The organism is Micromonospora sp. R311, assembly GCF_056780015.1.
Genome location: NZ_JBSWCE010000011.1, coordinates 105,230 through 130,865 on the forward strand (window position 1 = coordinate 105,230; position 25,636 = coordinate 130,865).

Consider the following 25,636-nt stretch of genomic DNA (forward strand, 5'->3'; position numbering starts at 1 on the left):
CGAGCCCCGCAGTCGGGAACCGAGGTGGCGCCGTGAGCACCCTGCTGGTCGACAACATCGGTGAGCTGGTCACCAACGTGCCCGGTGGCGGCGAGGACGGCCCGCTGGGCCTGCGCCGCCGGGCGGCGGTGCTGGTCGAGGCGGGCGAGGTGGTCTGGATCGGCCCGGCCCGGGACGCCCCGACCGCCGACCGGCGGATCGACGCCGAGGGGGCGGCGGTGCTGCCCGGCTTCGTGGACAGCCACGCCCACCTGGTCTTCGCCGGCGACCGGGCGGCCGAGTTCGCCGCCCGGATGAGTGGGCAGCCGTACACCGGGGGCGGCATCCGGACCACGGTGGCCGCCACCCGGGCCGCCGCCGACGACGAGCTGCGGGCCACCGTGCGCCGGTTGCGCGGCGAGGCGCTGCGGCAGGGCACCACCACCATGGAGGTGAAGAGCGGGTACGGCCTGACCGTGGCCGACGAGACCCGCTCGCTGCGGCTCGCCGCCGAGGTCACCGACGAGACCACCTTCCTCGGGGCACACGTGGTGCCCGCGGAGTACGCCGACCGTCCCGACGACTACGTGGGGCTGGTGTGCGGGCCGATGCTGGCCGCCGCGGCGCCGTACGCCCGCTGGGTGGACGCCTTCTGCGAGCGGGGCGCGTTCGACGCCGACCACACCCGGGCCATCCTGACCTGCGGGCAGGCCGCCGGGCTGGGAGTACGGGTGCACGCCAACCAGCTCGGCCCCGGCCCGGGGGTACGCCTCGGGGTGGAGCTCGGCGCGGCCAGCGTCGACCACTGCACCCACCTGACCGACGACGACGTCGACGCGCTCGCCTCGACCCGGGTCGACTCCGGCGCCCACTGCCCGCACACCACCACGGTGGCCACCCTGCTGCCCGGTGCCGAGTTCTCCACCCGGTCGCCCTACCCGGACGCCCGCCGGCTGCTCGACGCCGGCGTCACGGTGGCGCTGGCCACCGACTGCAACCCCGGCTCGTCGTACACCTCCTCGATGCCGTTCTGCGTCGCGCTCGCCGTCCGCGAGATGGGGATGACCCCGGCGGAGGCGGTCTGGGCCGCGACCGCCGGCGGCGCCCGGGCGCTGCGCCGCGACGACGTCGGGGTGCTGCGCCCCGGCGCCCGGGCCGACCTGGTCGTCCTGGACGCCCCGTCCCACCTGCACCTGGCCTACCGGCCCGGTGTGCCACTGATCCGCCAGGTTCTGCACAACGGAGTGCCACAATGACCGTGACCATCCTGCCCACCGGAATCTCCCCCGCCGACGTGCTCACCGTGGCCCGCGGCACCGCGAAGGTGGTGCTCGACCCGTCCACCGTGGAGGCGATGGCCACCAGCCGGGCGATCGTGGACGGCATCGAGGCCGCCGGCCGCCCGGTCTACGGCGTCTCCACCGGGTTCGGGGCGCTGGCCAACACCTTCGTCGCGCCGGAGCGGCGGGCGGAGCTGCAGCACGCGCTGATCCGCTCGCACGCCGCCGGGGTGGGCGCGCCGATGCCGCGCGAGGTGGTCCGGGCGATGATGCTGCTGCGGGTCCGCTCGCTCGCGCTGGGCCGTTCCGGGGTCCGCCCGCTGGTCGCCGAGGCCCTGGTCGATCTGCTCAACCACGACGTCACCCCGTGGGTGCCGGAGCACGGCTCGCTCGGCGCCTCGGGTGACCTGGCGCCGCTGGCGCACTGCGCGCTGGTGCTGCTCGGCGAGGGCTGGGTGCTCGGGCCGGCCGGTGAGCGGATCGACGCGGCGGACGCCCTGCGCCGGGCCGGGCTCAAGCCGGTCGAGCTGGCCGCCAAGGAGGGCCTGGCGCTGATCAACGGCACCGACGGCATGCTCGGCATGCTGCTGCTGGCCATCCACGACGCCGCGCACCTGTTCACCATGGCCGACGTGACCGCCGCGCTGGCGATCGAGGCGATGCTCGGCTCGGAGCGGCCGTTCCTGCCCGAGCTGCACAGCATCCGGCCGCACCCGGGGCAGTCCGCGTCGGCGGCGAACATCCACCGGCTGCTGCAGGACTCCCGGGTGATGGACTCGCACCGGGACGACCTGGCGCACGCCGTGCAGGACGCGTACTCGATGCGGTGCGCGCCGCAGGTGGCCGGGGCGGCTCGGGACACGCTGGACTTCGTCCGCACGGTGGCCGGGCGGGAGCTGGTGTCGGTGGTGGACAATCCGGTGGTGCTGCCGGACGGCCGGGTCGAGTCGACCGGCAACTTCCACGGCGCCCCGCTCGGCTTCGCCGCGGACTTCCTGGCCATCGCCGCCAGCGAGGTGGGCGCGATCGCCGAGCGGCGGGTGGACCGGCTGCTGGACGTCACCCGCTCCCGGGAGCTGCCGGCGTTCCTCTCCCCCGACGCCGGGGTCAACTCCGGGCTGATGATCGCGCAGTACACCGCGGCCGGCATCGTCGCGGAGAACCGCCGGCTCGCCGCGCCCGCCTCGGTGGACTCGCTGCCGACCAGCGGCATGCAGGAGGACCACGTCTCGATGGGCTGGGCGGCGACCAAGAAGCTGCGCACCGTGCTGGACAACCTGACCAGCGTGCTCGCGGTGGAGCTGCTGGCCGCGGTGCGCGGGCTCCAGCTGCGCGCGCCGCTGACCCCGTCGCCGGCCGGGCGGGCGGCGGTCGAGGCGCTCGGCGGGATCGCCGGCGAGCCGGGGCCGGACGTCTTCCTCGCCCCGCTGATGGAGGCGGCCCGGGCCGCGCTCACCGGCCGCGAGCTGCGGGCCGCCATCGAGCGCGAGATCGGCCCGCTGGGCTGACCCACCCGCACCGACAGACAGGAGTGGCCATCCGGCGCGGATGGCCACTCCTGTCGGTACGCGCCCGGTCAGGCGGCGGGCGGGAGGACCTTGGCGACGAGCTTGGCCAGCTCGCGCAGCGCCTTCCCCCGGTGGCTGATCGCGTCCTTCTCCGCCGGGGTCAGCTCGGCGTTCGTCCGGTCCTGCCCGTCGCCCAGGAAGATCGGGTCGTAGCCGAAGCCGCCGTCGCCGCGCGGCGCCCGCAGCAGCCGGCCGGGCTGCCGGCCGTCGACCAGGTGCTCCTTGCCACCGGGCAGCACCAGCGCCACGGCGCAGACGAAGGCCGCGCCCCGGTGCTCGTCCGGCAGGTCGGCGATCTGGTCCAGCACCAGCTGGAGGTTGGCCTGGTCGTCGCCGTGCCGGCCGGCCCAACGGGCGCTGAACACGCCCGGCATGCCGCCCAGCGCGTCGACCGCCAGCCCGGAGTCGTCGGCGATGGTCGGCAGGCCGGTCCGCCGGCAGCCCTCCCGCGCCTTGATCAGAGCGTTCTCGGCGAAGGTCAGGCCGGTCTCCGGCAGTTCCGGGTACTCCTCCACGTCGTCCAGCCCGAGCAGCGCGATCCGGTGGGCGCCGAGCGCGCCGTCGAGGATCCGCTGCAGCTCGATGAGCTTCTTGCGGTTACGGGTGGCGAGCAGGACCTTGTTCATGACAGCGCCTTCCGCTGGGCCTCGGCCAGTTCCACGCACCCCGCCACGGCCAGGTCGAGCAGGGCGTCGAGTTGGTCGCGGGCGAAGACGCCCGCCTCCCCGGTGCCCTGCACCTCGACGAACTCGCCGGTGCCGGTGCAGACCACGTTCATGTCGACCTCGGCGGCCACGTCCTCGGCGTAGTTGAGGTCCAGGCGCGGCTCGCCGGCGATCACGCCGACGCTGACCGCGGCCACCGAGCGGTGCATCACCTTCTCCGGCTTGCCGGCCAGCGCCTTGCGCGCGGCGAGCCATCCGACCGCGTCGTGCAGGGCCACGTACGCGCCGGTGATCGCGGCGGTCCGGGTGCCGCCGTCGGCCTGGAGCACGTCGCAGTCGAGCACGATCGAGTTCTCGCCGAGCGCCTTGAGGTCGATGGACGCCCGCAGGCTGCGCCCGATCAGCCGGGAGATCTCGTGGGTGCGACCACCGACCCGCCCCTTGACGCTCTCCCGGTCCGAGCGGGTGTTGGTGGCCCGGGGCAGCATCGCGTACTCGGCGGTGACCCAGCCGAGCCCGGAGCCCTTGCGCCAGCGGGGCACCCCTTCGGTGACACTGGCGGTGCAGAGCACCCGGGTGTCGCCGAACTCCACCAGCACCGAACCCTCGGGGTGGGTGCTCCAGCCCCGGGTCAGCGTCACCGGTCGGAGTTGGTCGGGCTGCCGCCCGTCAGGTCGCGCCATGCCTGCACCCTATGCAATGCGGTGATCGAACCGCCCCGGGGTGTCCCGACCCGGTCGCTCGACGCCGGGTCAGACGTCGTAGCTGGCGCCGGGGCGGACCACCTCGAGCGGGCCGGCGTACGCGGCGGCGGCCGAGGCGACGGTGTGCGCCTCGCTGCCCCAGGCGGCCACCAGGTGGGTCAGCAGCAGCCGGCCCACACCCGCCTTGGTCGCCGCCTCGCCGGCCTCCCGGCCGGTGAGGTGCAGGTCGGGCGGGTTGTCCACGCCGTCGAGGTAGCTGGCCTCGCAGAGGAAGACGTCGGCGTCCTGGGCCAGCCGCAGCAGCGCGTCGCAGGGGGCGGTGTCCGCCGAGTAGCAGAGCACCCGGCCGCCATGCTCGAGCCGGACGCCGTACGTCTCGACCGGGTGGTTGACCCGGTCGGCGGTGACCGTGAACGGGCCGATCGGGAAGGTGCCCGGCTCCAGGGCGTAGAACTGGTAGACGTCCTCGACCGTGCCGTCGTCCTGCCCGTAGATGGCGGAGAGCCGGTCCGGCGCGCCGGCCGGGGCGTAGACCGGCAGCGGCGGGTAGGGGCCGTCCGGGGCGTAGCGGCGGACCACCACGTACGACGCGGCGTCGAGGATGTGGTCGCAGTGCAGGTGGCTCAGCAGGATGGCGTCCGGGGTGTGCAGCCCGGCGTAGCGCTGAAGGGTGGAGAGCGAGCCCGACCCGAAGTCGATCAGGAGCCGGAAGCCCTCGGCCTCGACCAGATAGGCGGAGCAGGGGGACTCGGGCCCGGGGAAGCTCCCGGCGCAGCCCAGGACCGTCAGTCGCATCGAGTTGTCTCGCTGTCACGTTGCGTAGTGCTCGCGCCGACCCGGGCTCCGTCGATGATCTCTACCGACGCGTACGCCACGCTGCGCAGCCTACGCTGGCGCGCGCACGGGCAAGAATGATCCGCTGCAAGTTGTCACCAAGGTGACACCCGCTCCGACCCGGCACCGGGCGCGGGTGCCGGACGCGCCGGGGCCACCGGCGTCACCGCCGGTGGCCCCGCTGTCCAACGGCCCCGGATCAGGCCCAGAGCTGCCCCTCCAGGGCGCCCTCGGCGTCGGCCAGGGTGCCGCCGTAGGCGCCGGTGGAGAGGTATTTCCAGCCCCCGTCGGCGACCACGAACGCCACGTCGGCGCGCCGGCCGTCGCGGACCGCCTCGTGCGCCACGGCCAGGGCGGCGTGCAGGATCGCACCGGTGGAGAAGCCGGCGAAGATGCCCTCCACCTCGACCAGCTGCCGGGTCCGCAGCACCGCGTCCCGGGTGCCCACCGAGAAGCGCCGGGACAGCACGCTCGCGTCGTACAGCTCCGGGACGTAGCCCTCGTCGATGTTGCGCAGGCCGTAGACCAGCTCGCCGTAGCGCGGCTCGGCGGCGACCACCTGGATGCCGTCGACCTTCTCACGCAGGTAGCGCCCGGTGCCCATGAGCGTGCCGGTGGTGCCCAGGCCGGCCACGAAGTGGGTGATCGTCGGCAGGTCGTGCAGCAGCTCCGGCCCGGTCGTCTCGTAGTGCGCCCGGGCGTTCGCCTCGTTGCCGTACTGGTAGAGCATCACCCAGTCCGGGTGCTCGACGGCGATCTGCTTGGCGGTGGCGACCGCCTGGTTGGAGCCGCCCGCGGCCGGCGAGAAGATGATCTCAGCGCCGTACATCCGGAGCAGCTGCACCCGTTCGGTGGAGACGTTCTCGGGCATCACGCAGACCAGCCGGTAGCCGCGCAGCTTCGCCACCATGGCCAGCGAGATGCCGGTGTTGCCGCTGGTCGGCTCGAGGATGGTGTCGCCGGGCCGGAGCCGGCCCGCCTCCTCGGCCGCGCGGACCATGAACAGGGCCGCCCGGTCCTTGATGCTTCCGGTCGGGTTCCGGTCCTCCAGCTTGGCCCAGAGGCGTACCGGCGGCGCCCCGTCGGGCACCGTCGGCGAGAGCCGGGGCAACCCGACCAGGGGCGTGCCGCCACAGGCGTCGAGCAGGCTGTCGTACCGCGCCACGGCGGCCCCCTCAGCCGGCGGCGGAGGTGCGCCGGCCGGCCCGCGCGGCGGCCGCGTTGTGCTGGGCGATCGCGGCCGCCGCCGCGAAGCCGAACGCGCCGCCGGCCACGGCCGGCAGGATGGTGACGCTGTCCCCGTCGGAGAGCTTGGCGTCCAGCGCGCCGAGGAAGCGGACGTCCTCGTCGTTGACGTAGACGTTGACGAAGCGGTGCAGCGCGCCGGTCTCGGTGACCAGGCGGCCGCGCAGCCCGGCGTGCCGGGAGTCCAGGTCGGCGAGCAGGTCGCCCAGGGTGTCGCCGGTGCCCTCGACGGCCTTCGCGCCGCCGGTGTAGCTGCGCAGGATGGTGGGGATGCGAACCTCGATGGCCATGATTGTCGTGCTCCTCTTTCGGGTGTGCCGGTCGGTGACGGGGACGTGGGACAGGTGTTACGGCGCCGGGATCAGCGGCCGGAACACTCGTAGTCGACCGTCGCCGGGCTCTGCCCGAACATGTAGGACTGCACGGCATGCGGGTCCACCACCGCGTCGAGGATGCGCACCGGCTCCTCGGTCACCACGCCGTCGACGATCCGGAACGAGCGGATCTCCTCGGTGTCCGGTTCCCGGGTGGAGACGAGCAGGTAGTGCGCGCCCGGCTCACCGGCGAAGGAGACGTCCGTGCGGGACGGGTAGGCCTCGGTCGCGGTGTGCGAGTGGTAGATGACGACGGGCTCCTCGTCCCGGTCGTCCATCTCCCGCCAGATGCGCAACTGCTCCATCGAGTCGAACTCGTAGAACGTCATCGAGCGGGCGGCATTGTCCATCGGGATGTGCCGGGTGGGGGTGTCGCTGCCGGCGGGACCGGCGACCACGCCGCACGCCTCGTCCGGGTGGTCCCGGCGGGCGTGGGCGACGATCGCGTCGACGATCGACCGGTCGATGCTCAGCACGCGCTCCAGCCTAACGCCTGGCGGGCCGCAGCTTAAGGTGGTGCCGGTCACGCTCAGTCGATCAAGGCGTTGAGCAGCGACTCCTGGAGATAGCCGAGGTACACGTAGACCGACAGCTGGAACACCCGGCTGGAGGTCGGGTCCTCGGCGACCGCGTCGTCGAGCTCCTCGCCGAGATCGGTGCCGTCCTTGATCTCCAGCCGGACGCCCATCGCCAGCCGGGCGTCGTTGAGCGCGCGCAGCCACGCCTCGGCCGCCTCGGCGTCGAGGCGCACCTCACCGCCGGCCTCGCCGGGCAGCGCGGCGAGGATCGCGCCCGCCTGGTCGATCTTGGCGGTCTTGAGGTCGCCCTCGGTGTACCGGCGAAACTCCGCGGTGCCGCCCGGGTCGTCCGGGTAGACCTCGGGGAAGAGCCGGCACACCACCGGGTCGGAGTGGTCGAAGCCGTCGGTGAGCAGCCCGACCACCTCGGAGGCCACCTTCCGCAGCACCCGAACCTCGTCGGCGGCGAAGGTGGCGACGTAGCGGCCGCCCTGGCGGCGGAACATGCTCACAGCGCCATCCCTGTCCGCGACCGCGGGGCTCGCAACCCCGGCCCACTCCTCGCGCTCACGCGCGGTCCACCGTCGCCCAGAGCCCGTACGCGTGCAGCTGCGACGCGTCGTGCTCCATCCGCTCGCGGGCGCCGCTGGAGACCACCGCCCGCCCCTTGTGGTGCACGTCGAGCATGAGCCGCTCGGCCTTCTCCCGGCTGTAGCCGAAGAGCTTCTGGAAGACCCAGGTCACGTACGTCATCAGGTTGACCGGGTCGTCCCACACGATCGTCACCCACGGCCGGTCGGCAGCCGGCACCTCTTCGGTGTCCGGCGTCTCGACCGGTGCAACCTGCGGAGCCGTCATGCCCCCCATCGTGCCACCGGATTCGGCGAACCGAGGAACCGGAACGCCGGCCCGGCGCGGATCGCCGTCCGCGACCGCCCCCACCGGGCGGCGGGCGGGGGCGGCCGCGGCCCCGGCGGGGCGGCCGGCCGGGGTGGCGGGGACGCCGTCAGGCGAGCAGGATGCCGTGGTCGACCGCATCGGCCAGCACCGCTCCCAGCGAGAGACGGACCACCTCGAACCGCCGGGAGATCTCCCGGGACAGCTCCAGCTCGATCTCGCGCAGCGCCCGCTGGGCCCAGGCGCGGGCGGCGTTGGGGTCGTCGTTGCCGGGACTGCGCCAGTGCTGCCAGCAGCCGCCGGAGAGCGCCACCGCGACCGGCGGCAGCACCTCGGCCCGGGCCGCGCCGGGGTAGCCGGCGAGCGCGTCGATGGCCGCTGCCCCGGTCAGCCCGGCGACCCCGGCCGTGCTGGTGACCAGCAGCACGCGGTCCAGGTCCTGGCCGGCGGGGTGGTCGGCCAGGCCCCAGCGCACCGCGGCGAGGATCCGTCGACGGACCCCCTCGGGCAGCGGCCCGCCGAAGACCAGCGCGCCGCACTCCTCGACGATGCCCCGCACGGCCTGGTCGCACTGGGCGGTGGCCAGCAGCGACAGCGCCTCCATCTCGCGGTCGAGCAGCTGCGGCAGGCCGGCACAGCCGACCCCGAAGACGATCTCCTGCACCACCCGCAGGTGGGTGTTGGCCAGCTCCAGCGCGAGGTGCTGGCGGATCCGCCGGGCGCAGGAGCGGGCCCGCCGGTCGAGCCCCTCGGACCAGTCGCCCGGCTCGGCGAGCACCGGCACCCGGCCGTGCGCGCCGGGCAGCACCGGCGGCTCGGCGCTGGCCCGGCGCAGCCCCTCGTCGGCGGCCCAGCCGACCAGGGCCCGGCGGAGGTCGGCGCCCTCGTCGTCGCGGACCGGGAACCAGCGGGCCTCGGCCAGCGCGGGCACCGCGGACAGCAGGGCCGCCCGGTGCGCCTCGACGGTGACCGCGACCGGGTCCACCGTCTCGGCGCCGGGACCGTGCGGGGCGGCCCCGGTGCCGGCCGGCGGGACGGACGCCCCCGCGTCCTCCGTCGTCGCCGCGCTCTCCGGCACCGGGGCCCAGCCGGTGGTGCCCGGGGTGACCGCGAAGAAGACCTCGACCTCGGCCCGGGCGACCTCGGCGAGCAGGTTGAGCTCCACGGCGGTGAACGCCTGGTCGGCGGCGATCACGAAGAGCAGCGCGCCGGCGCGGCCCACCGCGTCGAGCAGCACCCGGCCGCCCGCCGCGCCGAGGGCCCCGGTGTCCGGCGTGTCGACCAGGTTGAAGTGCCGCAGCAGCGGATCGGACAGGCTCAGCTCCACCCGCCGCGGCGGCCGGGCGAGTGCCGGGCCCGCGGCGAGCGGGTCGGCGCCGTAGGCGTGCGGCTGCCGGTAGCCGGGCACGTAGGCGGCCCGCGTCGAGACCTTGGCGTGTCGCACCACCAGCCAGCTGCCCGCCGGCACGGCGAGCATCCCCCGCTGCACCCGCAGCAGCCGGGCGAGCGCCTCCGGCCGACCGGCGCCGGCGGGCCCGGCCGCGACCACGGCCAGCGGTTCCTGTGGGCTCGGCTCGGTCACCCCGATCCGGGTGGGCAACCGCCCGCACTGCGGCAGGTCGGCTCGCCCGGCCGTGTCGTCGGGCATGTCGACCGAGGGGAGAGGACCCGGCACTGTCACGCGGCCTCCCGTGGCAGGCGACCGGCGGCAACCGGTCGCGCGGAAAATCCGGTTATGACACCCGGATGCCGGAAGAGACGGGCGGCCGCACCCCCCGGCGGAACACTTCGGATACTCAGCAGTAATCACGAGATTACTCAACTTCGCAGCGTGACGATCTGCGCGCGGACGGAATCCGGTCGATATGCTGCCCGGATGAGTCGGTGGAGGTTCGTCGGCCGCACGGATGAGCTCAACCGTCTGCTGTCGGCGGTGACCGGCACGGAGGGGCGTGGGATCTTCTTCAGCGGCAACGCGGGGATCGGCAAGAGCCGGCTGCTGCGGGAGGGGGTCGCCGCGCTGCCCCGCGACGGGTACGCGGTCTGGTCCATCGCGGCCAGCGCGACCACCGCCGCGCTGCCGTTCGGCGGGCTGGTCCAGGTGCTGCCGGCCGAGCAGCCGCAGGGCCTCTCCCCCGCCGGCATCCTGCGCTGGGCGGTGGACGTGCTGCAACAGCAGGCCGCCGGCCGCCGGATCGTGCTCGCCATCGACGACGCCCACCTGCTGGACCCGCCGTCGGCCGCGCTGGTGCACCTGGTCGCCCGGGCCGAGAACGCCATCGTGATCGGCACGCTGCGCAACGGCGAGCAGATCCCGCTGCCCATCCGGGCACTCTGGACGGACGACCTGGTCGACCACGCCGAGCTGAGCCCGATGGCGCCGGCCGACACCGCCGGGCTGCTCGCCGCCATCCTGGAGGGGCCGGTCGACGCCGCCTCCGCCGACCGGCTGGGCCGGCTCTCCGCCGGCAACCCGCTGCTGCTGCGCGAGCTGGTGCACGCCGCCGCCGGCAGCGGCGAGCTGACCCGCACGTACGGGATCTGGAAGTGGACCGGCCGGTTCGAGCTGGCACCCAGCCTGACCGACCTGATCGACACCCGGATCGGCCAGCTCACCCCCGGCGTACGGGCGGTGGTCGAGCTGGTGGCCTTCGGCGAGCCGCTCGGCCTGCACCTGCTCAACCAGGCCGTCGACCCGGTCGACGTGGAGACCGCCGAGGAGCGCGGGCTGATCACGATGGTCCAGCACGACCGGCGGCTCAACGTCCGGCTGGCCCACCCGCTCTACGGCGAGGTGATGCGCCGGCAGTGCCCGGTCAGCCGGACCCGCCGGTTGCAGGCCCGGCTGGCCGAGCTGCTGGAGCAGGTCGGCAAGCGCCGCCGTGACGACCTGCTCCGGGTGGCGGTCTGGCGGCTCGACTCGGGCACCGCGCAGGACCCGGCGATGCTGCTCGACGCGGCCGGGCAGGCGTTCGCCCGGTACGACGTACCGCTGGCGACCCGGCTGGCCCGCGCGGCGCTGGAGGCGGGTGGCGGGTTCGACGCCGCGGAGCTGCTGGCCACCATCCTGATGTTCGCCGACCGGCCGGAGGAGGCGATCGAGGTGCTCGACGCGGTCTCCGCCGACATCGAGGGCGACCGGCGGCTCAGCCGCTGGCTGACGGTGCACGGCATGGTCAGCTACTGGGGCCTGAGCCGGGAATCCACGGTGGAGGAGATCTCCGCCCGCGGCGCCGCCCTGAAGGACTCCGCCGACCAGGCCCGGGTGCTCGCCTTCGAGGGCATCATGCGGCTGCACCGGCTGGACACCGGCATCGCGCTGCGGCTCGGGCAGACCGTCCTGGACCGGCCGGCGGCCAGCGTCGCGGCCCGGGAGCTGGCCCGCAGCACCGTCGCCTACCTGCAGGCCGCGCAGGGGCAGCTGCGCCGCAGCGCCACCGCGATCAACCAGGTGCAGGCCGAGGCGGCCCGGTGGCGGGCCGACATGCCGTACCTGCAACTGGCCCTGGAGCTGGCCCGCGGCACCCGGCTGGCGCTCGCCGGCGACCTGGCCGGGATCGACGCGATCGTGGCCGACGAGTTCGCCGACCTGGCCGGCGCGGGCGACTTCCGGCTCGGCACCGGCTACCTGGCCATCCTCCAGGCGTACGCGGCCCGGCTGCGCGGGCAGAGCGACACCGCGCTGCGCACCAGCCTCGGCGCCTGCGCGGTGCTGGCGACCAGCCGGGTCTACGCCGGCCTGGCGCAGGCCGAACGGGCCCAGGCGGCGGCGCTGCGGGGCGACGCGGCGCAGGCGGCCGAGGCGATGGCCGAGGCCGACCGGACCCACGCGCCCAGCATGGCGGTGCTCTACCCCTGGTTGGAGCAGGCACGCGGCGCGGTGCTCGCCGTCGGCGGCGACGTGCCCGGGGCGGTCAAGCAGCTGACCGAGCTGGCCGAGCGGCTGCGCACCGACGGGTTCGCCGGTCACGAGGTGCACGTGCTGCACGACCTGGTCCGGCTCGACCAGGCCGGCGCCCAGGTCGGCCCGACCTGCTCCGACGGCAGCCGGCGCACCGTCGCACAGCGGCTGGCCGAACTCTCCGAGCGGGTGGACGGGGTGCTGCCGCCGCTGCTGGCCCGGCACGCCCGGGCCGCCGGGGGCGGCTCCGCCGACGAGCTGCTGGCGGTCGCCGACGGCTTCGCCGCGCTGGAACTCGCGGTCTACGCCGCCGAGGCGACCGCCGCCGCCCTGCACCGGCTGCGCGAGCAGCGGTCCCCGGCCGCGGCGGTGGCCCGGGAACGCCTGGCCGCCCTGCTCGGCCGCTGCGACCTGATCCGCACCCCGGCGTTGCAGGCCGGGATGCCGTCGTTGACCGAGCGGGAGTGGCAGGTGGCCCGGCTCGCCGCGGACGGGGCGAGCAGTCGGGCCATCGCCGAGCGGCTCTACCTCTCGGTGCGCACCGTGGAGAACCACCTCCAGCGCATCTACAGCAAGCTCGGCGTGACCGGCCGGGCCGAGCTGCGCGCGGCGCTGCGGGCGATCCCGGGCCACGAGGGCGGCGAGCCGGAGTGAACTCTAGGCTGGGCCGGTGAGCACCCTCCGCCCCGCGCTGCTGACCGACCACTACGAGCTGACGATGATCAGCGCCGCCCTGCGCGACGGCACCGCCGACCGCCGCTGCGTGTTCGAGGTGTTCACCCGGCGGCTGCCCACCGGCCGCCGCTACGGCGTGGTCGCCGGCACCGGCCGGCTGGTCGAGCTGATCCGCGATTTCCGCTTCGACGCCGACGAGATCGACTTCCTGCGCCGCGCCGGGGTGGTCGACGAGCAGGCCGCCGCCTGGCTGCGGGACTACCGCTTCACCGGCGACGTCCACGGGTACGCCGAGGGCGAGCTCTTCTTCCCCGGCTCGCCGATCCTCACCGTCTCCGGCGGCTTCGCCGAGTGCGTGGTGCTGGAGACGCTGGTGCTCTCCGTGCTCAACCACGACTGCGCGGTGGCGGCCGCGGCCGCGCGGATGGTGACCGCGGCCCGCGGGCGCACGCTGATCGAGATGGGCTCCCGGCGGGCGCACGAGGAGGCGGCGGTGGCCGCCGCCCGGGCCGCGTACCTGGCCGGCTTCCGGTTCACCTCCAACCTGGCCGCCGGGCAGCGGTACGGCATCCCGACCGCGGGCACCGCGGCGCACGCGTTCACCCTGCTGCACGACGACGAGCGGGCGGCGTTCGCCTCGCAGGTCGCCACGCTGGGCAAGGACACCACCCTGCTGGTCGACACGTACGACATCACCCAGGGCATCCGCAACGCGATCTCGGTGGCCGGGCCGGAGCTGCGGGCCGTCCGGATCGACTCCGGCGACCTGGCGGTGATCGCCCAGCAGTCCCGGGAGCTGCTCGACTCGCTCGGTGCCACCGAGACGAAGATCATCGTCTCCGGCGACCTGGACGAGTACTCGATCGCCGCGCTCGCCGCCGAGCCGGTCGACATGTACGGCGCGGGCACCTCGGTGGTGACCGGCTCCGGCGCGCCGACCGCCGGCCTGGTCTACAAACTGGTCGAGGTCGAGGGGCGCGCGGTGGTGAAGCGCTCCGAGCGCAAGGCCACCATCGGCGGCCGGAAGGTGGCCGTCCGGCGGCACAAGCCGACCGGCACCGCCACCGAGGAGGTCATCGTCCCGCAGGGCGAGCCGGAGCGGCAGCCGAACGACCGGCTGCTGCAGCGGCCGTTCCTCACCGGGGGCGAGCCGGTCAGCCTGCCGACGCTGGACGAGTCCCGGGAGCACCTGCGGCAGTGCCTGATCTCCATCCCCTGGGAGGGGCTGAAGCTCTCCGCCGGAGACCCGGCCGTGCCGGTCACCGTCGTACCCGCGGACTGAACCGGTCGCGCCAGCGGACCGGACGAGGAAAGGAGCACCCTGGTGGGCAACGCGCTGATCATCGTGGACGTGCAGAACGACTTCTGCGAGGGCGGGTCGCTGGCGGTCGGCGGCGGCGCCGGCGTGGCGGCCGGCATCAGCCGGCTGCTCGCCACCGAGCCGGACCGCTGGGACCACGTGGTGGCGACGAAGGACTACCACATCGACCCGGGCGCGCACTTCGGCGATCCGCCGAACTTCGTGGACACGTGGCCGCGGCACTGCGTGGTGGGCACCCCGGGCTCGGAGTTCCACCCCGACCTGGCGACCGACCGGGTCGAGGCGATCTTCCACAAGGGCGAGCACGCGGCCGCGTACTCGGGCTTCGAGGGGCACACCGACTCCGGCGAGTGCCTGGCCGACTGGCTCCGCCGGCACGGCGTCGACTCGGTGGAACTGGTCGGGATCGCCACCGACCACTGCGTCCGGGCCACCGCCCTGGACGCCGCCGAGGAGGGCTTCGCCACCACGGTGCTGCTGGACCTGACCGCCGGGGTCGCCCCGGACACCACCGACGTGGCGCTGCGGTCGCTGGACGGCGCCGGGGTCACCCTGCGCGGGAAGCCTGTGATCAGGGCCGCATGAGGCGGTAAATGGTTGGCGGGTGTCGTACCCCCGGTCGAGGATGTCGGGCGGAGGTACGCACCGACATGAACTTGAAGCCTTACCGGGCGGCGCTCGCCCTGCCCGGTCTCCGGTCGCTGCTGCTGGTGTCGGTGCTCGCGCGCGTCCCACTCACCGCGACCGGCGTCACGCTGACCTTCTTCGTCGTGCTCGACCTCGGTCGGGGCTACGGTGCGGCCGGCCTGGTCGGCACGGCGATCACCGTGGGCGCGGCGATCGGCGGCCCGCTGCTCGGCCGGCTGGTGGACCGCCGGGGCCTGCGGCCGGTGCTGGTGCTGACCGGCATCGTGGAGGCGATCTTCTGGTCGACCGCGCCGATGCTGTCCTACCCGCTGCTGCTGCCGGCGGCGTTCGTGGCCGGGATGCTGGCCCTGCCGATCTTCTCGGTGGTCCGGCAGTCCATCGCCGCGCTGGTGCCGGCCGAGCGGCGACGCCCGGCGTACGCGCTGGACTCCATGTCGGTGGAGCTGTCGTTCATGGTGGGCCCGGCGCTCGCCGTGGCGGCGGTCACCGCCATCTCCGCCCGCACCACCCTCTACCTGGTCGGCGCCGGGATCGTCGCCTCCGGCGTGGCGTTCTGGCTGCTCAACCCGCCCGTCCGGGGCGCCGACGAGCCGGCCGGCCCGCAGCCGAAGCTGCCCCGCCGGGCCTGGATCACCCCGCGGCTGCTCGCCGTGCTGGCGGTCAGCACCGCCGGCACCCTGGTGCTCGGCGGCACCGACGTGGCGGTGGTCGCGGTGCTGCGGGACAGCGGCGAGGTCGGCTGGACCGGCGCCGTGCTGGCCATCTGGGCGGTCGCCTCGCTGATCGGCGGCTTCGCGTACGGAGCGGTGCGCCGCTCCTTCTCCCCGCTGGCGCTGATGGCCGCTCTCAGCCTCTTCACCATCCCGGTGGGCCTGGGTGGCTCGCACTGGTGGCTGCTCGGCCTGGCGTTGATCCCGGCCGGCATGCTCTGCGCGCCCACCATCGCCGCCACCTCCGACGCGGTGAGCCGGCTCGCCCCGACATCGGTCCGGGGTGAGGCGATGGGCCTGCACGGCTCGGCGGTCACCGTCGGCATCGCGGTGGGCGCCCCGCTGGCCGGCGCGGTGATCGACGCCTCGGCGCCGCTCTGGGGCTTCGCGGTGACCGGCGCGATCGGCGCGCTGGTGGCGCTGGTCGTGCTCCCGATCGAGCTGCGCCGCCGCCGCGCCGCGACCCCGCCGGCGCCGCCCGTGCCCGACGCGCCCGACACGCCCGACGCCGAACTGGCCACCGCCAGCGCCTGACCGGACCGCGCCGTCCGACCGGACCGGGGCATGCGGCGCCCCGGCTTCCAGAGCGGCACGCCCGGACCGCGCCGTCCGACCCGGACCGGGGCATGGGGCACCCCCGCTTCCGAAGCCGCACGCCCCGGACCGCGCCGTCCGACCCGGACCGGGGTATGCGGCACCCCGGTTCCGGAGTGGCACGCGGCAGGGCAGCGGCGCCCCGGTTTCCGGAGCGGCCCGCGGCCGGGCAAGTGGCGCCCGTTCTCTCCGGCGTCGGCGCCGCATCGCCCCGCATGCGGCGGGCGCCAGCCGGTTGACGGGCATTCCTCGCAGGCAGATGGCCATGAATGACCGACACGACCTGTTGGCCGGCGTTACCGGTGGCAGGCGACCGGCACGGTGCCGGCCGAACGAGCGGACGACGGCCGCCACCATGCGCCCTTGGCACCCGAGGGGTCACGCGGTCCGGCCGCCGCAGGAGACGAGGTGCTCACTAGGGCGATACCTCAGAGTCATATCGATGACTCTGAGGTATCACGCTCATCGGCGCGACCGTCCCCGGCGAGATCGCTCTCCGTGTCAGGCGGCTGGTCACGCGCACCCATCGCGGCACATCGCGTGGCCGGCCCACATACGACACGTCGCGTGGTCGCCGACATACGGCACGGCGCGCGGCCGGCCGGCATAGGGCACGTCGAGCAGTGGGGTGGCAGGCCCGGCGCCGTTTCGACGGCGCGGATGCCGTAGGCCCCGCCGAGGGCGTCCCGCGACGGCGACGGGCGCCGTCCCCCGGGTGGGGGGCGGCGCCCGTCGTGGTGGAGCTGAGCGTCAGTTGCGGTCGATGTTGCTGGCGGTGTCCTCGGTGTAGCGGGCTCCGCCGTCGGACTCGCTGGTCAGCGGCTTGGCGCCACCCTCGGGCGGGCCGGCCAGGCTCTGGCCACCGGCAGCCAGCTCGGGGAACTTCAGGTCGAACGCCGGCCGCTCGGAGCGGATCCGCGGCATCCGGTCGAAGTTGCGCAGCGGCGGCGGCGAGCTGGTCGCCCACTCCAGGGAGTTGCCGTGGCCCCAGGGGTCGTCGACCTCGACGACCGGACCGGCCTTGTACGACTTCCAGCAGTTGTAGATGAACGGCAGCGTCGAGATACCGGTGATGAAGGCACCGACGGTGGAGATCATGTTCAGCGTGGTGAAGCCGTCGCCGGGCAGGTAGTCGGCGTACCGCCGCGGCATGCCCTCGCTGCCCAGCCAGTGCTGCACCAGGAACGTGGTGTGGAAGCCGATCATGGTCAGCCAGAAGTGCACCTTGCCGAGGCGCTCGTCGAGCATCCGGCCGAACATCTTCGGGAACCAGAAGTAGATGCCGGCGAAGACCGCGAACACGATCGTGCCGAAGAGCACGTAGTGGAAGTGCGCCACCACGAAGTACGAGTCGGAGACGTGGAAGTCCAGCGGCGGGCTGGCCAGCAGCACGCCGGTGAGGCCGCCGAAGAGGAACGTCACCAGGAAGCCGATCGACCAGAGCATCGGCGACTCGAAGCTGATCTGGCCGCGCCACATGGTGCCGATCCAGTTGAAGAACTTCATACCGGTGGGCACGGCGATCAGGAAGCTCAGGAAGCTGAAGAACGGCAGCAGCACCTGGCCGGTGGCGAACATGTGGTGCGCCCAGACGCTCATCGACAGGGCGGCGATGGCGAGGGTCGCGGCGACCAGGCCCTTGTAGCCGAAGATCGGCTTGCGGGAGAAGACCGGGATGATCTCGCTGATGATGCCGAAGAACGGCAGCGCGACGATGTACACCTCGGGGTGGCCGAAGAACCAGAACAGGTGCTGCCAGAGCATCGGCCCGCCGGTCGCCGGGTCGTAGACGTGGGCGCCCATGAGGCGGTCCGCGGCGAGCGCGAAGAGCGCGGCGGCCAGCAGCGGGAAGACCAGGATCACCAGGAGGCTGGTGACCAGGATGTTCCAGGTGAAGATGGGCATCCGGAACATCGTCATGCCCGGGGCGCGCAGGGTGAGCACCGTGGTGATCATGTTGACCGCGCCGAGGATGGTGCCCAGACCGGAGATGGCCAGACCCATGATCCACATGTTGGCGCCGACACCCGGGGAGTGCTCCACGCTGCTCAGCGGGGCGTAGGCGAACCAGCCGAAGTCGGCCGCGCCGCCCGGGGTGATGAAGCCGGCGGTGGCCATGGTGCCGCCGAAGAGGTACAGCCAGTACGCGAAGCTGTTGAGCCGCGGGAACGAGACGTCCGGCGCGCCGATCTGGATCGGCACGATGTAGTTGGCGAAGGCGAACACGATCGGCGTCGCGAAGAACAGCAGCATGATCGTGCCGTGCATGGTGAACAGCTGGTTGTACTGCTCGGGCGACAGGAACTGCAGCCCGGGCCGGGCCAGCTCGGCCCGCATGACCAGGGCCATCAGGCCGCCGATCATGAAGAACGCGAACGCGGTGACCATGTACATGATCCCGATCTGCTTCGCGTCCGTGGTACGCAGCAGCCGCGCGATGGCCGACCCCTTGACCGGCGTTCGGACCGGCCAGGGCCGGGTCACGACCGGCTTGGGTGCGACGGTGGTCACGAGTGGCCTCCGGTTCTCGGTTGTCCCGCTCGGCACGCGCTGTTGTCTGCGGGCCGTCATCCGCAAGGAGGATAGTCCCCGGCAGGTGGCAGCGCCGCGTGGGGTGGCCGGGTACCCTCCGCCCCCCGGCCCGGCGACGGGGACCGGTCGGCCCCGGTCGCGCCGCTAGAGCGGGCCGAGCAGCAGCCGGTAGTGCTCGCCGAAGATCCGGCCGCCACGGCCGCGCAGCAGCGGGTCGCGCAGCGCCGGCGGGACGTCCCGGGTCCGGTTGCGGTCCCGGGTCCGGTCCCGCACCCATCGGGTACGCGGGCGGCGGCGACTCTCGTACGCGGTCAGCGCCGCCTCCACGCTGCCGGCCATGCGCAGCGACTCGGCGAGCACCACGGCGTCCTCCAGGGCCATCGCGGCGCCCTGGGACAGCGTCGGCGCGGTGGCGTGCGCGGCGTCGCCGACCAGCAGCACCCGACCCCGGGACCAGCGCCCCAGTTCGACCTCGTCGGTGATCCCGACGTGCACGTGCTCCAGCGACTCCAGCACGGCCGGCACCGGGCCGCCGTACGAGCCGAAGAGCTCGTGCAGCCGGGCCAGCGGGTCGGCCGGCGGCTCGACGCCGGTCTCGTCGGCGTAGCAGTGCAGCCGGCCGGCGCCGATCGGCACCACCAGGAAGCCGGCCCGCTGCCCGAGCAGCGCGGTCCACTCGGCAACCGGCGGGCCGTCGCGGACCACTCCCCGGTAGACGACCTGGCCGGTGGGGCGGGGCGGGCCGCCGAGGGCGGCGAGGGTACGGATCGAGGAGCGCGGCCCGTCGGCGCCGATCACCAGGTCGTACTCGGCGGTGGTGCCGTCGACGAAGGTGACGCCGACGCCGGCGGGGAGCAGGTCGATGGTGCGGACCTCGGCGCCGTGCCGGACGGCGCCGCCGGCCCCGGTGAGCAGCACCCGGTGCAGTTCGCCCCGGGGCAGGGCGCGGCACTCGCCGACGCCGGCCCAGAGGGCGTCGAGGTCGACCTCGCAGAGCGGGGCCCCGGCCGCGTCGAGGAACCGCTGCCGGTGGATGACCTGGCCGAGCGGGCGGACCGGTCCGTCGAGGTCCAGCCGGCGTAGCGCCCGGGCGGCGTTGCCCGGTAGGTAGAGACCGGTGTCGGTGAGTTCGCCCGGGGGAAGCTTCTCGGTGACGTCGGGCCGGAAGCCCGCCATCCGCAGCGCCCGGGCCACGGCCAGACCGGCGATGCCCGCGCCGACGACGAGGATGCGCAGGGGAGAGCCACCCATGGTGGTGTACGCCTCCGGAGGGGTTCGGCACGCGTTGGAGGCAAGACACTACTCGGCGCTACCGACTCACACCAGAGTCAATCGGTCCACGCGTGACACTCCTCGGCCGGTGGCGACGGTCGGCTGGACGACACCTGCCGACCGCGTGTCGCCAGCGTGACAAACCTCACTTTCGCCACCAATACCGCAGGGCCATTGCGCCAGAGTTTCAGAAGTGTAAATGTGTCGACGAAGCGTGGGAGCGCTCCCGTCCGGTCCTCGTCCGACATGTCCGGCGTCCATGCGCCGTATGCCAAGGAGCATCATGAAACGTCCACTCCGGGCCCTCGCGGCGGCCGGCCTGCTCGCCGCCGGCTCGATCGTCGCCGTGGCCCTCGGCGGCACCGCCTCCGCCGACACCCAGATCTGCGAGCAGTACGGCTCGACCACCATCCAGGGCCGGTACGTGGTGCAGAACAACCGCTGGGGCACCACCGCCCAGCAGTGCATCAACGTCACCGACACCGGCTTCGAGATCACCACCCAGAACGGCAGCAACCCCACCAACGGCGCCCCGACCGCGTACCCGTCGGTCTACCTGGGCTGCCACTACACGAACTGCTCCCCCGGCACCAACCTGCCGATCCAGGTGAGCCAGATCAGCAGCGCCACCAGCAGCATCACCTACCGGTACGTCAGCGGCGCGACCTACAACGCCTCGTACGACATCTGGCTGGACCCGACGCCGAAGCGGGACGGGGTGAACCAGATGGAGATCATGATCTGGCTCAACCGGCAGGGCTCCATCCAGCCCATCGGCTCGCCGGTCGGCACCGCCACGCTGGCCGGGCGCACCTGGGAGGTCTGGCGGGGCAGCAACGGCTCCAACAACGTCGTCTCGTACGTGGCGCCGTCGGCGATCAGCAGCCTGAGCTTCAGCGTGCTCGACTTCATCAACGACGTGCGCAACCGCGGCGCGATCACCAACTCCTGGTACCTGACCAGCATCCAGGCCGGCTTCGAGCCCTGGCAGGGTGGCGTCGGGCTGGCGGTGACCTCGTTCTCGGCGGCGGTCAACGGCGGCGGCAACCCGACCACCCCGCCGCCGACCACGCCCCCGCCGACCACTCCGCCGCCGGGCGGCTCGGGTTGCGCGGTGAAGTACACGCCCAACGCGTGGAACAACGGCTTCACCGCCGACGTGCAGATCACCAACACCGGGTCGAGCGCGGTCAACGGTTGGACGCTGACCTACTCCCTGCCCGCCGGGCAGCAGGTGACCAGCGCCTGGAACGCCACGGTGAGCCAGAGCGGGTCGACGGTGACCGCGCGGAACCTGAGCTGGAACGGCTCGATCGCACCGGGCGGCACGGCGAGCTTCGGCTACCAGGGCACGCTGAGCGGGGCGTACTCCTCGCCCACCAGTTTCTCCCTCAACGGCGTCGCCTGCTCCCGCAGCTGACCGATCGGCGGGCGGCGGCCTCGCGTTCGCGGAGCCGCCGCCCGCACCCGTCAGACCCGGGTGAGCCGGACGGCGTCGGCGATGATCAGCCCGCTGGCCGAGCTCCACCGGCTCACCGCGACCCGGTTGGCGTCCCCGGCCGGCAGCGCGAAGGTGCCGAGGATCCGCCACTGCCCGCCGGTCACCCGCTGGTCGACGTGGACCGTCTGGTTCCCGCTCGACGTGGCGATGATGTACGGGGTCGAGGCGTTGTAGCCGGCGTTCGCCGGCCACCAGGCGTCGACCCGGTAGTTGCCGGCCTCCGGCACGTTGAACTTGTACCAGGCGGCGTCGCTGGCCAGGACCGGGTCGGCGAAGCGGTAGTCGGTGCCGTAGCGCTGCCCCGAGTACGACGACACCCCCCAGTTGGCACTGGCGGTGAACCGGCCGGCGGTGGTGTTGTCCACCACCGAGGACCACGCCGTGCCGCCGGCCATCTTGGCGGCGACGTCGGCCCGCATCACGTTCAGGTCGATGAAGGACGGGTCGATCTTGCCGGTGGTGCTGGTCTCCCGGTGGCCCCGGGCGTAGCTGGCGTCCCGGCCCAGCCGCTTCAGCACGGCCGCGGTGGCCGCGATGGAGGCGTTGTACTGCGCCGCGGTCATCTCCTGGTTGACGCCGTTGTAGTCGATCTCCCAACCGATCAGCATGGTGTTGCCGTCACCGGCCGGGATGGGCCCGCTGGCCCTGGCGGTGCCCGCGTGGTTGCAGCGACCGGCGGAGATGACGTGGAAGACGCCGTGGTAGTCGACCAGGGCCTGGCAGAGCGGGCCCGGCAGGTCGGACCGGCCGTTGATGCAGATGTTCAGCGCCGGGTGCGGGTTGGTGGCGCTGGAGGTGGCCGCGGTGTGGTGCCACAGCACCCCGATCGGGTCGAACGAGCCGGGGCGCATCCGGTTGAGCCAGTCACCCTCGACGACGACCTGGACGCCGGCCGAGCGCAGCACGTCCACCAGCCAGGGAATGGTGGCCATCAGGACTCCCCGAGCAGGTCGGCGAGGCACTCGGGCTTCGGCGCGGCGAGCGGGGCGGCGCCCGCCGGGGCGGGCCGCACGGCAGCGGCGGTCAGCGCGGCGGCCGCCAGGGCGGGGATGCCGAGCAGACCTCGGCGCCGCAGACGGATGGTTCGGGACGTGGCCATGGCGCTCCTTCAGCGGGGGCGGAGGGGTCCGACGGATCGACGATCGTCGTGACGCGCACGGTATATCGTCACGAGCGTCTATGTCGATACCCTTCACTGCCGAAGGCTCGGCTGAAGGAAATTGGCAAAAACCCGGGCGGCGGACGGCCGCTCAGGCGGTGCCGAGCGCGTCGATGTCGCGCATCTCCTCGGCGGTGAGCGCGAACCGGAAGACGTCCGCGTTGGCCCGGATCCGGTCCGGCGTCACCGACTTCGGGATCACCACGATCTCGTGGTCGATGTGCCAGCGGAGCACCACCTGGGCCGGGGAGACGTCGTGCGCGGCCGCGATCCGGCTGAGCACCGGATCGGACAGGTCGCTGCGCTTGAACGGGCTGTAGCCCTCCAGCACCACGCCCCGGTCCCGGTGCTCGATGTGCCGCTGCCGGTCGTACAGGAAGGGGCTCCAGGGGATCTGGTTGACCGCCGGGCTCTCCTCGGTCGCCTGGATCAGCTCGTCGATCTGCGCGGTGCTGTAGTTGCTCACCCCGACCGCGCGGGCCAGCCCCTCGTCGCGGGCGGCGAGCATCTCGCGCCAGACCGGGATGCTGTCGGCCGGGTTCGACGGCGGCCAGTGCACCAGCCACAGGTCGACGTGGTCGACGCCGAGGGCGCGCAGGCTCGCCTCGATGGCCGCCCGCTCGCGGCCCACGTCGTCGGGCAGCAGCTTAGTGGTGAGGAAGACGTCCTCGCGGCGCAGCCCGCTCTCCTGCACCGCCCGGCCGACCTCCTCCTCGTTGCGGTACATGGTGGCGGTGTCGACGTGCCGGTAGCCGGCGTCCAGCGCGGCCAGCACCGCGTCGTACGCGGCCCTGCCGGTGGCCTGCCAGGTGCCGAAGCCGAGCAGGGGCATCCGCACCTCGCCCGGGAGCGGGATGGTGGGCTGGTCGAGGTCCATGCCGACGGTTCTACCCGTGATCGTCCGCGACATGCCCGGGATTCGGGCATCCGGGCGGTCGGCGGTCAGCCGGCACCGCCGGCCGGCGAACCGGGCCGGATTGCCGGAGAATGCGGATGTGGCCGACCGGCTGGAGGAGTACCGGCGCAAGCGGGACGCGGCGCGCACCCCGGAGCCGGTGCCGCGGCGCGCCCCCCGCCGGAAGAAGCCGGCCGACGGCACCGCCCGCTTCGTCATCCAGCAGCACCACGCCCGCAGCCTGCACTGGGACCTGCGGCTGGAGCACGAGGGGGTGCTCGCCTCCTGGGCGGTGCCGCGTGGCCTGCCCCGGGACCCCGGCCGCAACCACCTCGCCGTGCACACCGAGGACCACCCGATGGAATACCTGACCTTCCACGGCGAGATCCCGGCCGGCGAGTACGGCGGCGGCCGGATGACCATCCACGACCGGGGCACGTACCGGCTGGAGAAGTGGCGCGACGACGAGGTGATCGTCGTGCTCGACGGCGAGCGGACCAGCGGCCGGTACGTCCTCTTCGCCACCGGCGGCAAGGACGGCAAGGACTGGATGGTCCGGCGGACCGACCCGCCCCCGGAGGGCTGGACGAGCATGCCGGAGCTGGTCCGCCCGATGCACCCCACCCCCGGCGGGAAGCTGCCCCGGGACGAGGCGCAGTGGGGGTACGAGCTGCGCTGGGACGGGGTGCGCGCGGTCGCGTACGTCTCCGGCGGCCGGCTGCGGCTGCTCTCCGAGACCGACGAGGAAGTCACCGGTTCGTACCCCTGGCTGCGGGAGCTGGCCGAGGAGCTGGCGCCCACCGAGGCGGTGCTGGACGGCGTGCTGGTGCGGATCGACACCGCCGGCCGGGTACGGCCGGCACGCGGCGGGCGGGCCACCGCGGACGCCCAGTACCTGATCTTCGATCTGCTCTGGCTGGAGGGGGTGACCAGCGTCGACCTGCCGTACGCGCAGCGCCGGGAGCTGCTCGACGGCCTGGCGCTGACCGGAGCGCACTGGCAGACTCCGCCCTGGTTTCCCGGCACCGGCGCCGAGGCCCTGCGCACCGGGCGCGAGCAGGGGCTGCCCGGGGTCGTGGCCAAGCGACTCGACTCGGTCTACGAACCGGGCCGACGCAGCCGGCGCTGGCTGAGCATCGACACGGGCTGAGACGGCGAGGAGCGATGTGTACCTGACCCATCTGGAGTGCCCGCGCTGCGGCCGGGAACACGACGCCGGCAAGCCGCGCAACCTCTGCGACTGCGGTTCCCCGCTGCTGGCCCGCTACGACCTGGCCGCGGTGGCCGAGGTGGTCACGCCGGAGCGGTTCGGGCTGCGCCCGGCCGACCTGTGGCGCTACCGCGAACTGTTGCCGGTGGCCGATCCGCGGCACGTGACCACGCTGGGCGAGGGGTGGACGCCGCTGCTGCACGCCCCGGCGTACGGGGCGGAGATCGGCATCCCGGAGCTGCTGGTCAAGGACGAGGGGTTGACCCCGACCGGGTCGTTCAAGGCGCGCGGCGCGGCGGTGGGCGTGAGCCGGGCGCGGGAGCTGGGCGTGCAACGGATCGCCATGCCGACCAACGGCAACGCGGGCGCCGCCTGGGCGACCTACGCGGCCCGGGCCGGGATGGGCGCGACGATCGTCATGCCGGTGGACGCGCCGGGCATCTGCCGGCGGGAGTGCGTGGCCGCCGGCGCCGACCTGCGCCTGGTCGACGGGCTGATCAGCGACGCCGGCCGGCTGGTGGCCGAGCTGGTGGCCGGGTCGGCGGGCGCGGTTCTTCGACGCCGGCACGCTGCGCGAGCCGTACCGGCTGGAGGGCAAGAAGACCATGGGGTACGAGATCGTCGAGCAGCTCGGCTGGCAGGTGCCCGACGTGATCATCTACCCGACCGGCGGCGGGGTGGGGCTGATCGGCATCCACAAGGCGCTGCACGAGCTGCACGAGCTGGGCTGGATCGGCGACCGGCTGCCCCGACTGGTGGCGGTGCAGTCGACCGGGTGCGCGCCGGTCGTGCGGGCCTTCGCCGCCGGGGAGGACCGGGCGCGGCCCTGGGCGGACGCCCGGACCGTGGCGTTCGGCATCACCGTGCCGGCCCCGCTCGGCGACGAACTGATCCTGGCCGCGCTGCGGGCCAGCGGCGGCACCGCGGTGGCGGTCGAGGACGCCGAGATCCTGGGCGACCTGCGGGACTTCGCCGCCCGCGAGGGGCTGCTGCTCTGCCCGGAGGGGGCGGCCTGCCTCACCGCCGCCCGGCAGTTGCGGGCGGGCGGGTGGATCCGGGCCGGCGAACGGGTGGTGGTGCTCAACACCGGCGCCGGCCTGAAGTACCCGGAGACGGTGGACGTGGCCGGGGTGCCGGTGCTGGCCTGACGGCGC

General features: G+C 73.8%; 22 protein-coding genes and 1 pseudogene. 9 read left to right on the forward strand and 14 right to left on the reverse strand.

Annotated elements, in window-relative coordinates; all coding sequences use genetic code 11:
• Positions 1 to 32 precede the first annotated feature (32 nt).
• Positions 33 to 1,235 (forward strand): imidazolonepropionase, encoded by a 1,203-nt coding sequence (hutI, locus tag AC1WTP_RS11930; RefSeq protein ID WP_481649289.1) that lies wholly within the window; start codon positions 33 to 35, stop codon positions 1,233 to 1,235.
• Entirely contained in the window at positions 1,232 to 2,767 is a 1,536-nt protein-coding gene (gene hutH / locus AC1WTP_RS11935; protein WP_481649290.1) for a histidine ammonia-lyase, read from the forward strand. The genes hutI and hutH overlap by 4 nt, the downstream gene beginning before the upstream one ends.
• A 68-nt stretch (positions 2,768 to 2,835) precedes the next feature.
• Here hutH and rdgB read toward each other — a convergent pair whose 3' ends face one another.
• From rdgB to AC1WTP_RS11980, 9 genes are all read right to left on the reverse strand, one after another.
• Positions 2,836 to 3,453: an RdgB/HAM1 family non-canonical purine NTP pyrophosphatase gene (rdgB, locus tag AC1WTP_RS11940; RefSeq protein ID WP_481649291.1), complete on the reverse strand. Its 618-nt coding sequence runs from the start codon at positions 3,451 to 3,453 to the stop codon at positions 2,836 to 2,838.
• Positions 3,450 to 4,175 (reverse strand): ribonuclease PH, encoded by a 726-nt coding sequence (rph, locus tag AC1WTP_RS11945; protein WP_481649292.1) that lies wholly within the window; start codon positions 4,173 to 4,175, stop codon positions 3,450 to 3,452. Before rph ends, rdgB begins: the two co-directional genes overlap by 4 nt.
• A gap of 69 nt (positions 4,176 to 4,244) precedes the next feature.
• Positions 4,245 to 4,991 (reverse strand): MBL fold metallo-hydrolase, encoded by a 747-nt coding sequence (locus AC1WTP_RS11950; protein ID WP_481649293.1) that lies wholly within the window; start codon positions 4,989 to 4,991, stop codon positions 4,245 to 4,247.
• Positions 4,992 to 5,229: 238 nt separating this feature from the next.
• Positions 5,230 to 6,195, reverse strand: a complete 966-nt coding sequence (locus tag AC1WTP_RS11955) for a PLP-dependent cysteine synthase family protein (RefSeq protein WP_481649294.1) — start codon at positions 6,193 to 6,195, stop codon at positions 5,230 to 5,232.
• 10 nt (positions 6,196 to 6,205) lie between these two features.
• Positions 6,206 to 6,565 carry a MoaD family protein gene (locus tag AC1WTP_RS11960; protein ID WP_481649295.1) on the reverse strand — a complete coding sequence of 120 codons (360 nt, stop codon included), beginning with the start codon at positions 6,563 to 6,565 and terminating at the stop codon, positions 6,206 to 6,208.
• A gap of 71 nt (positions 6,566 to 6,636) precedes the next feature.
• On the reverse strand, positions 6,637 to 7,125 hold the full coding sequence (locus AC1WTP_RS11965; RefSeq protein ID WP_481649296.1) for a M67 family metallopeptidase: 489 nt from the start codon (positions 7,123 to 7,125) through the stop codon (positions 6,637 to 6,639).
• Positions 7,126 to 7,178: 53 nt separating this feature from the next.
• Complete coding sequence (locus AC1WTP_RS11970; RefSeq protein ID WP_481649362.1) at positions 7,179 to 7,673, reverse strand: DUF2017 domain-containing protein; 495 nt, start codon at positions 7,671 to 7,673, stop codon at positions 7,179 to 7,181.
• Positions 7,674 to 7,734: 61 nt separating this feature from the next.
• On the reverse strand, positions 7,735 to 8,025 hold the full coding sequence (gene clpS, locus AC1WTP_RS11975) for an ATP-dependent Clp protease adapter ClpS (protein ID WP_481649297.1): 291 nt from the start codon (positions 8,023 to 8,025) through the stop codon (positions 7,735 to 7,737).
• A 148-nt stretch (positions 8,026 to 8,173) separates the two neighbouring features.
• Complete coding sequence (locus tag AC1WTP_RS11980) at positions 8,174 to 9,712, reverse strand: P-loop NTPase family protein (protein WP_481649298.1); 1,539 nt, start codon at positions 9,710 to 9,712, stop codon at positions 8,174 to 8,176.
• 228 nt (positions 9,713 to 9,940) lie between these two features.
• Between AC1WTP_RS11980 and AC1WTP_RS11985 the strand changes: the two genes are divergently transcribed.
• From AC1WTP_RS11985 to AC1WTP_RS12000, 4 genes are all read left to right on the forward strand, one after another.
• Entirely contained in the window at positions 9,941 to 12,619 is a 2,679-nt protein-coding gene (locus AC1WTP_RS11985; RefSeq protein ID WP_481649299.1) for a LuxR C-terminal-related transcriptional regulator, read from the forward strand.
• A gap of 16 nt (positions 12,620 to 12,635) precedes the next feature.
• Entirely contained in the window at positions 12,636 to 13,922 is a 1,287-nt protein-coding gene (locus tag AC1WTP_RS11990; RefSeq protein ID WP_481649300.1) for a nicotinate phosphoribosyltransferase, read from the forward strand.
• 42 nt (positions 13,923 to 13,964) lie between these two features.
• Positions 13,965 to 14,546 carry an isochorismatase family protein gene (locus tag AC1WTP_RS11995; protein ID WP_481649301.1) on the forward strand — a complete coding sequence of 194 codons (582 nt, stop codon included), beginning with the start codon at positions 13,965 to 13,967 and terminating at the stop codon, positions 14,544 to 14,546.
• A 65-nt stretch (positions 14,547 to 14,611) separates the two neighbouring features.
• Entirely contained in the window at positions 14,612 to 15,853 is a 1,242-nt protein-coding gene (locus tag AC1WTP_RS12000) for an MFS transporter (protein ID WP_481649302.1), read from the forward strand.
• An 810-nt stretch (positions 15,854 to 16,663) separates the two neighbouring features.
• Here AC1WTP_RS12000 and ctaD read toward each other — a convergent pair.
• Positions 16,664 to 18,424 carry an aa3-type cytochrome oxidase subunit I gene (gene ctaD, locus AC1WTP_RS12005; protein WP_481649303.1) on the reverse strand — a complete coding sequence of 587 codons (1,761 nt, stop codon included), beginning with the start codon at positions 18,422 to 18,424 and terminating at the stop codon, positions 16,664 to 16,666.
• 165 nt (positions 18,425 to 18,589) lie between these two features.
• Positions 18,590 to 19,696, reverse strand: coding sequence for an FAD-dependent monooxygenase (locus AC1WTP_RS12010; RefSeq protein ID WP_481649304.1), 1,107 nt, complete (start codon positions 19,694 to 19,696; stop codon positions 18,590 to 18,592).
• A 304-nt stretch (positions 19,697 to 20,000) separates the two neighbouring features.
• Between AC1WTP_RS12010 and AC1WTP_RS12015 the strand changes: the two genes are divergently transcribed.
• Positions 20,001 to 21,137 carry a glycoside hydrolase family 12 protein gene (locus tag AC1WTP_RS12015; RefSeq protein WP_481649305.1) on the forward strand — a complete coding sequence of 379 codons (1,137 nt, stop codon included), beginning with the start codon at positions 20,001 to 20,003 and terminating at the stop codon, positions 21,135 to 21,137.
• Between the two features lie 50 nt (positions 21,138 to 21,187).
• Here AC1WTP_RS12015 and AC1WTP_RS12020 read toward each other — a convergent pair whose 3' ends face one another.
• The 3 genes from AC1WTP_RS12020 to AC1WTP_RS12030 all read right to left on the reverse strand — a co-directional run bounded on the left by AC1WTP_RS12020 (position 21,188) and on the right by AC1WTP_RS12030 (position 23,254).
• On the reverse strand, positions 21,188 to 22,150 hold the full coding sequence (locus tag AC1WTP_RS12020) for a golvesin C-terminal-like domain-containing protein (protein ID WP_481649306.1): 963 nt from the start codon (positions 22,148 to 22,150) through the stop codon (positions 21,188 to 21,190).
• On the reverse strand, positions 22,150 to 22,317 hold the full coding sequence (locus AC1WTP_RS12025) for a hypothetical protein (RefSeq protein WP_481649307.1): 168 nt from the start codon (positions 22,315 to 22,317) through the stop codon (positions 22,150 to 22,152). Before AC1WTP_RS12025 ends, AC1WTP_RS12020 begins: the two co-directional genes overlap by 1 nt.
• Before the next feature lie 151 nt (positions 22,318 to 22,468).
• On the reverse strand, positions 22,469 to 23,254 hold the full coding sequence (locus tag AC1WTP_RS12030; RefSeq protein ID WP_481649308.1) for an aldo/keto reductase: 786 nt from the start codon (positions 23,252 to 23,254) through the stop codon (positions 22,469 to 22,471).
• A gap of 118 nt (positions 23,255 to 23,372) precedes the next feature.
• Between AC1WTP_RS12030 and AC1WTP_RS12035 the strand changes: the two genes are divergently transcribed.
• Both AC1WTP_RS12035 and AC1WTP_RS12040 read left to right on the forward strand, forming a co-directional pair.
• A complete protein-coding gene (locus AC1WTP_RS12035; protein ID WP_481649309.1) occupies positions 23,373 to 24,422 on the forward strand; it encodes a DNA polymerase ligase N-terminal domain-containing protein in 1,050 nt (349 codons plus the stop codon).
• Positions 24,423 to 24,438: 16 nt separating this feature from the next.
• Positions 24,439 to 25,630 (forward strand): annotated as a pseudogene (locus AC1WTP_RS12040) (threonine synthase).
• Positions 25,631 to 25,636: the final 6 nt, after the last annotated feature.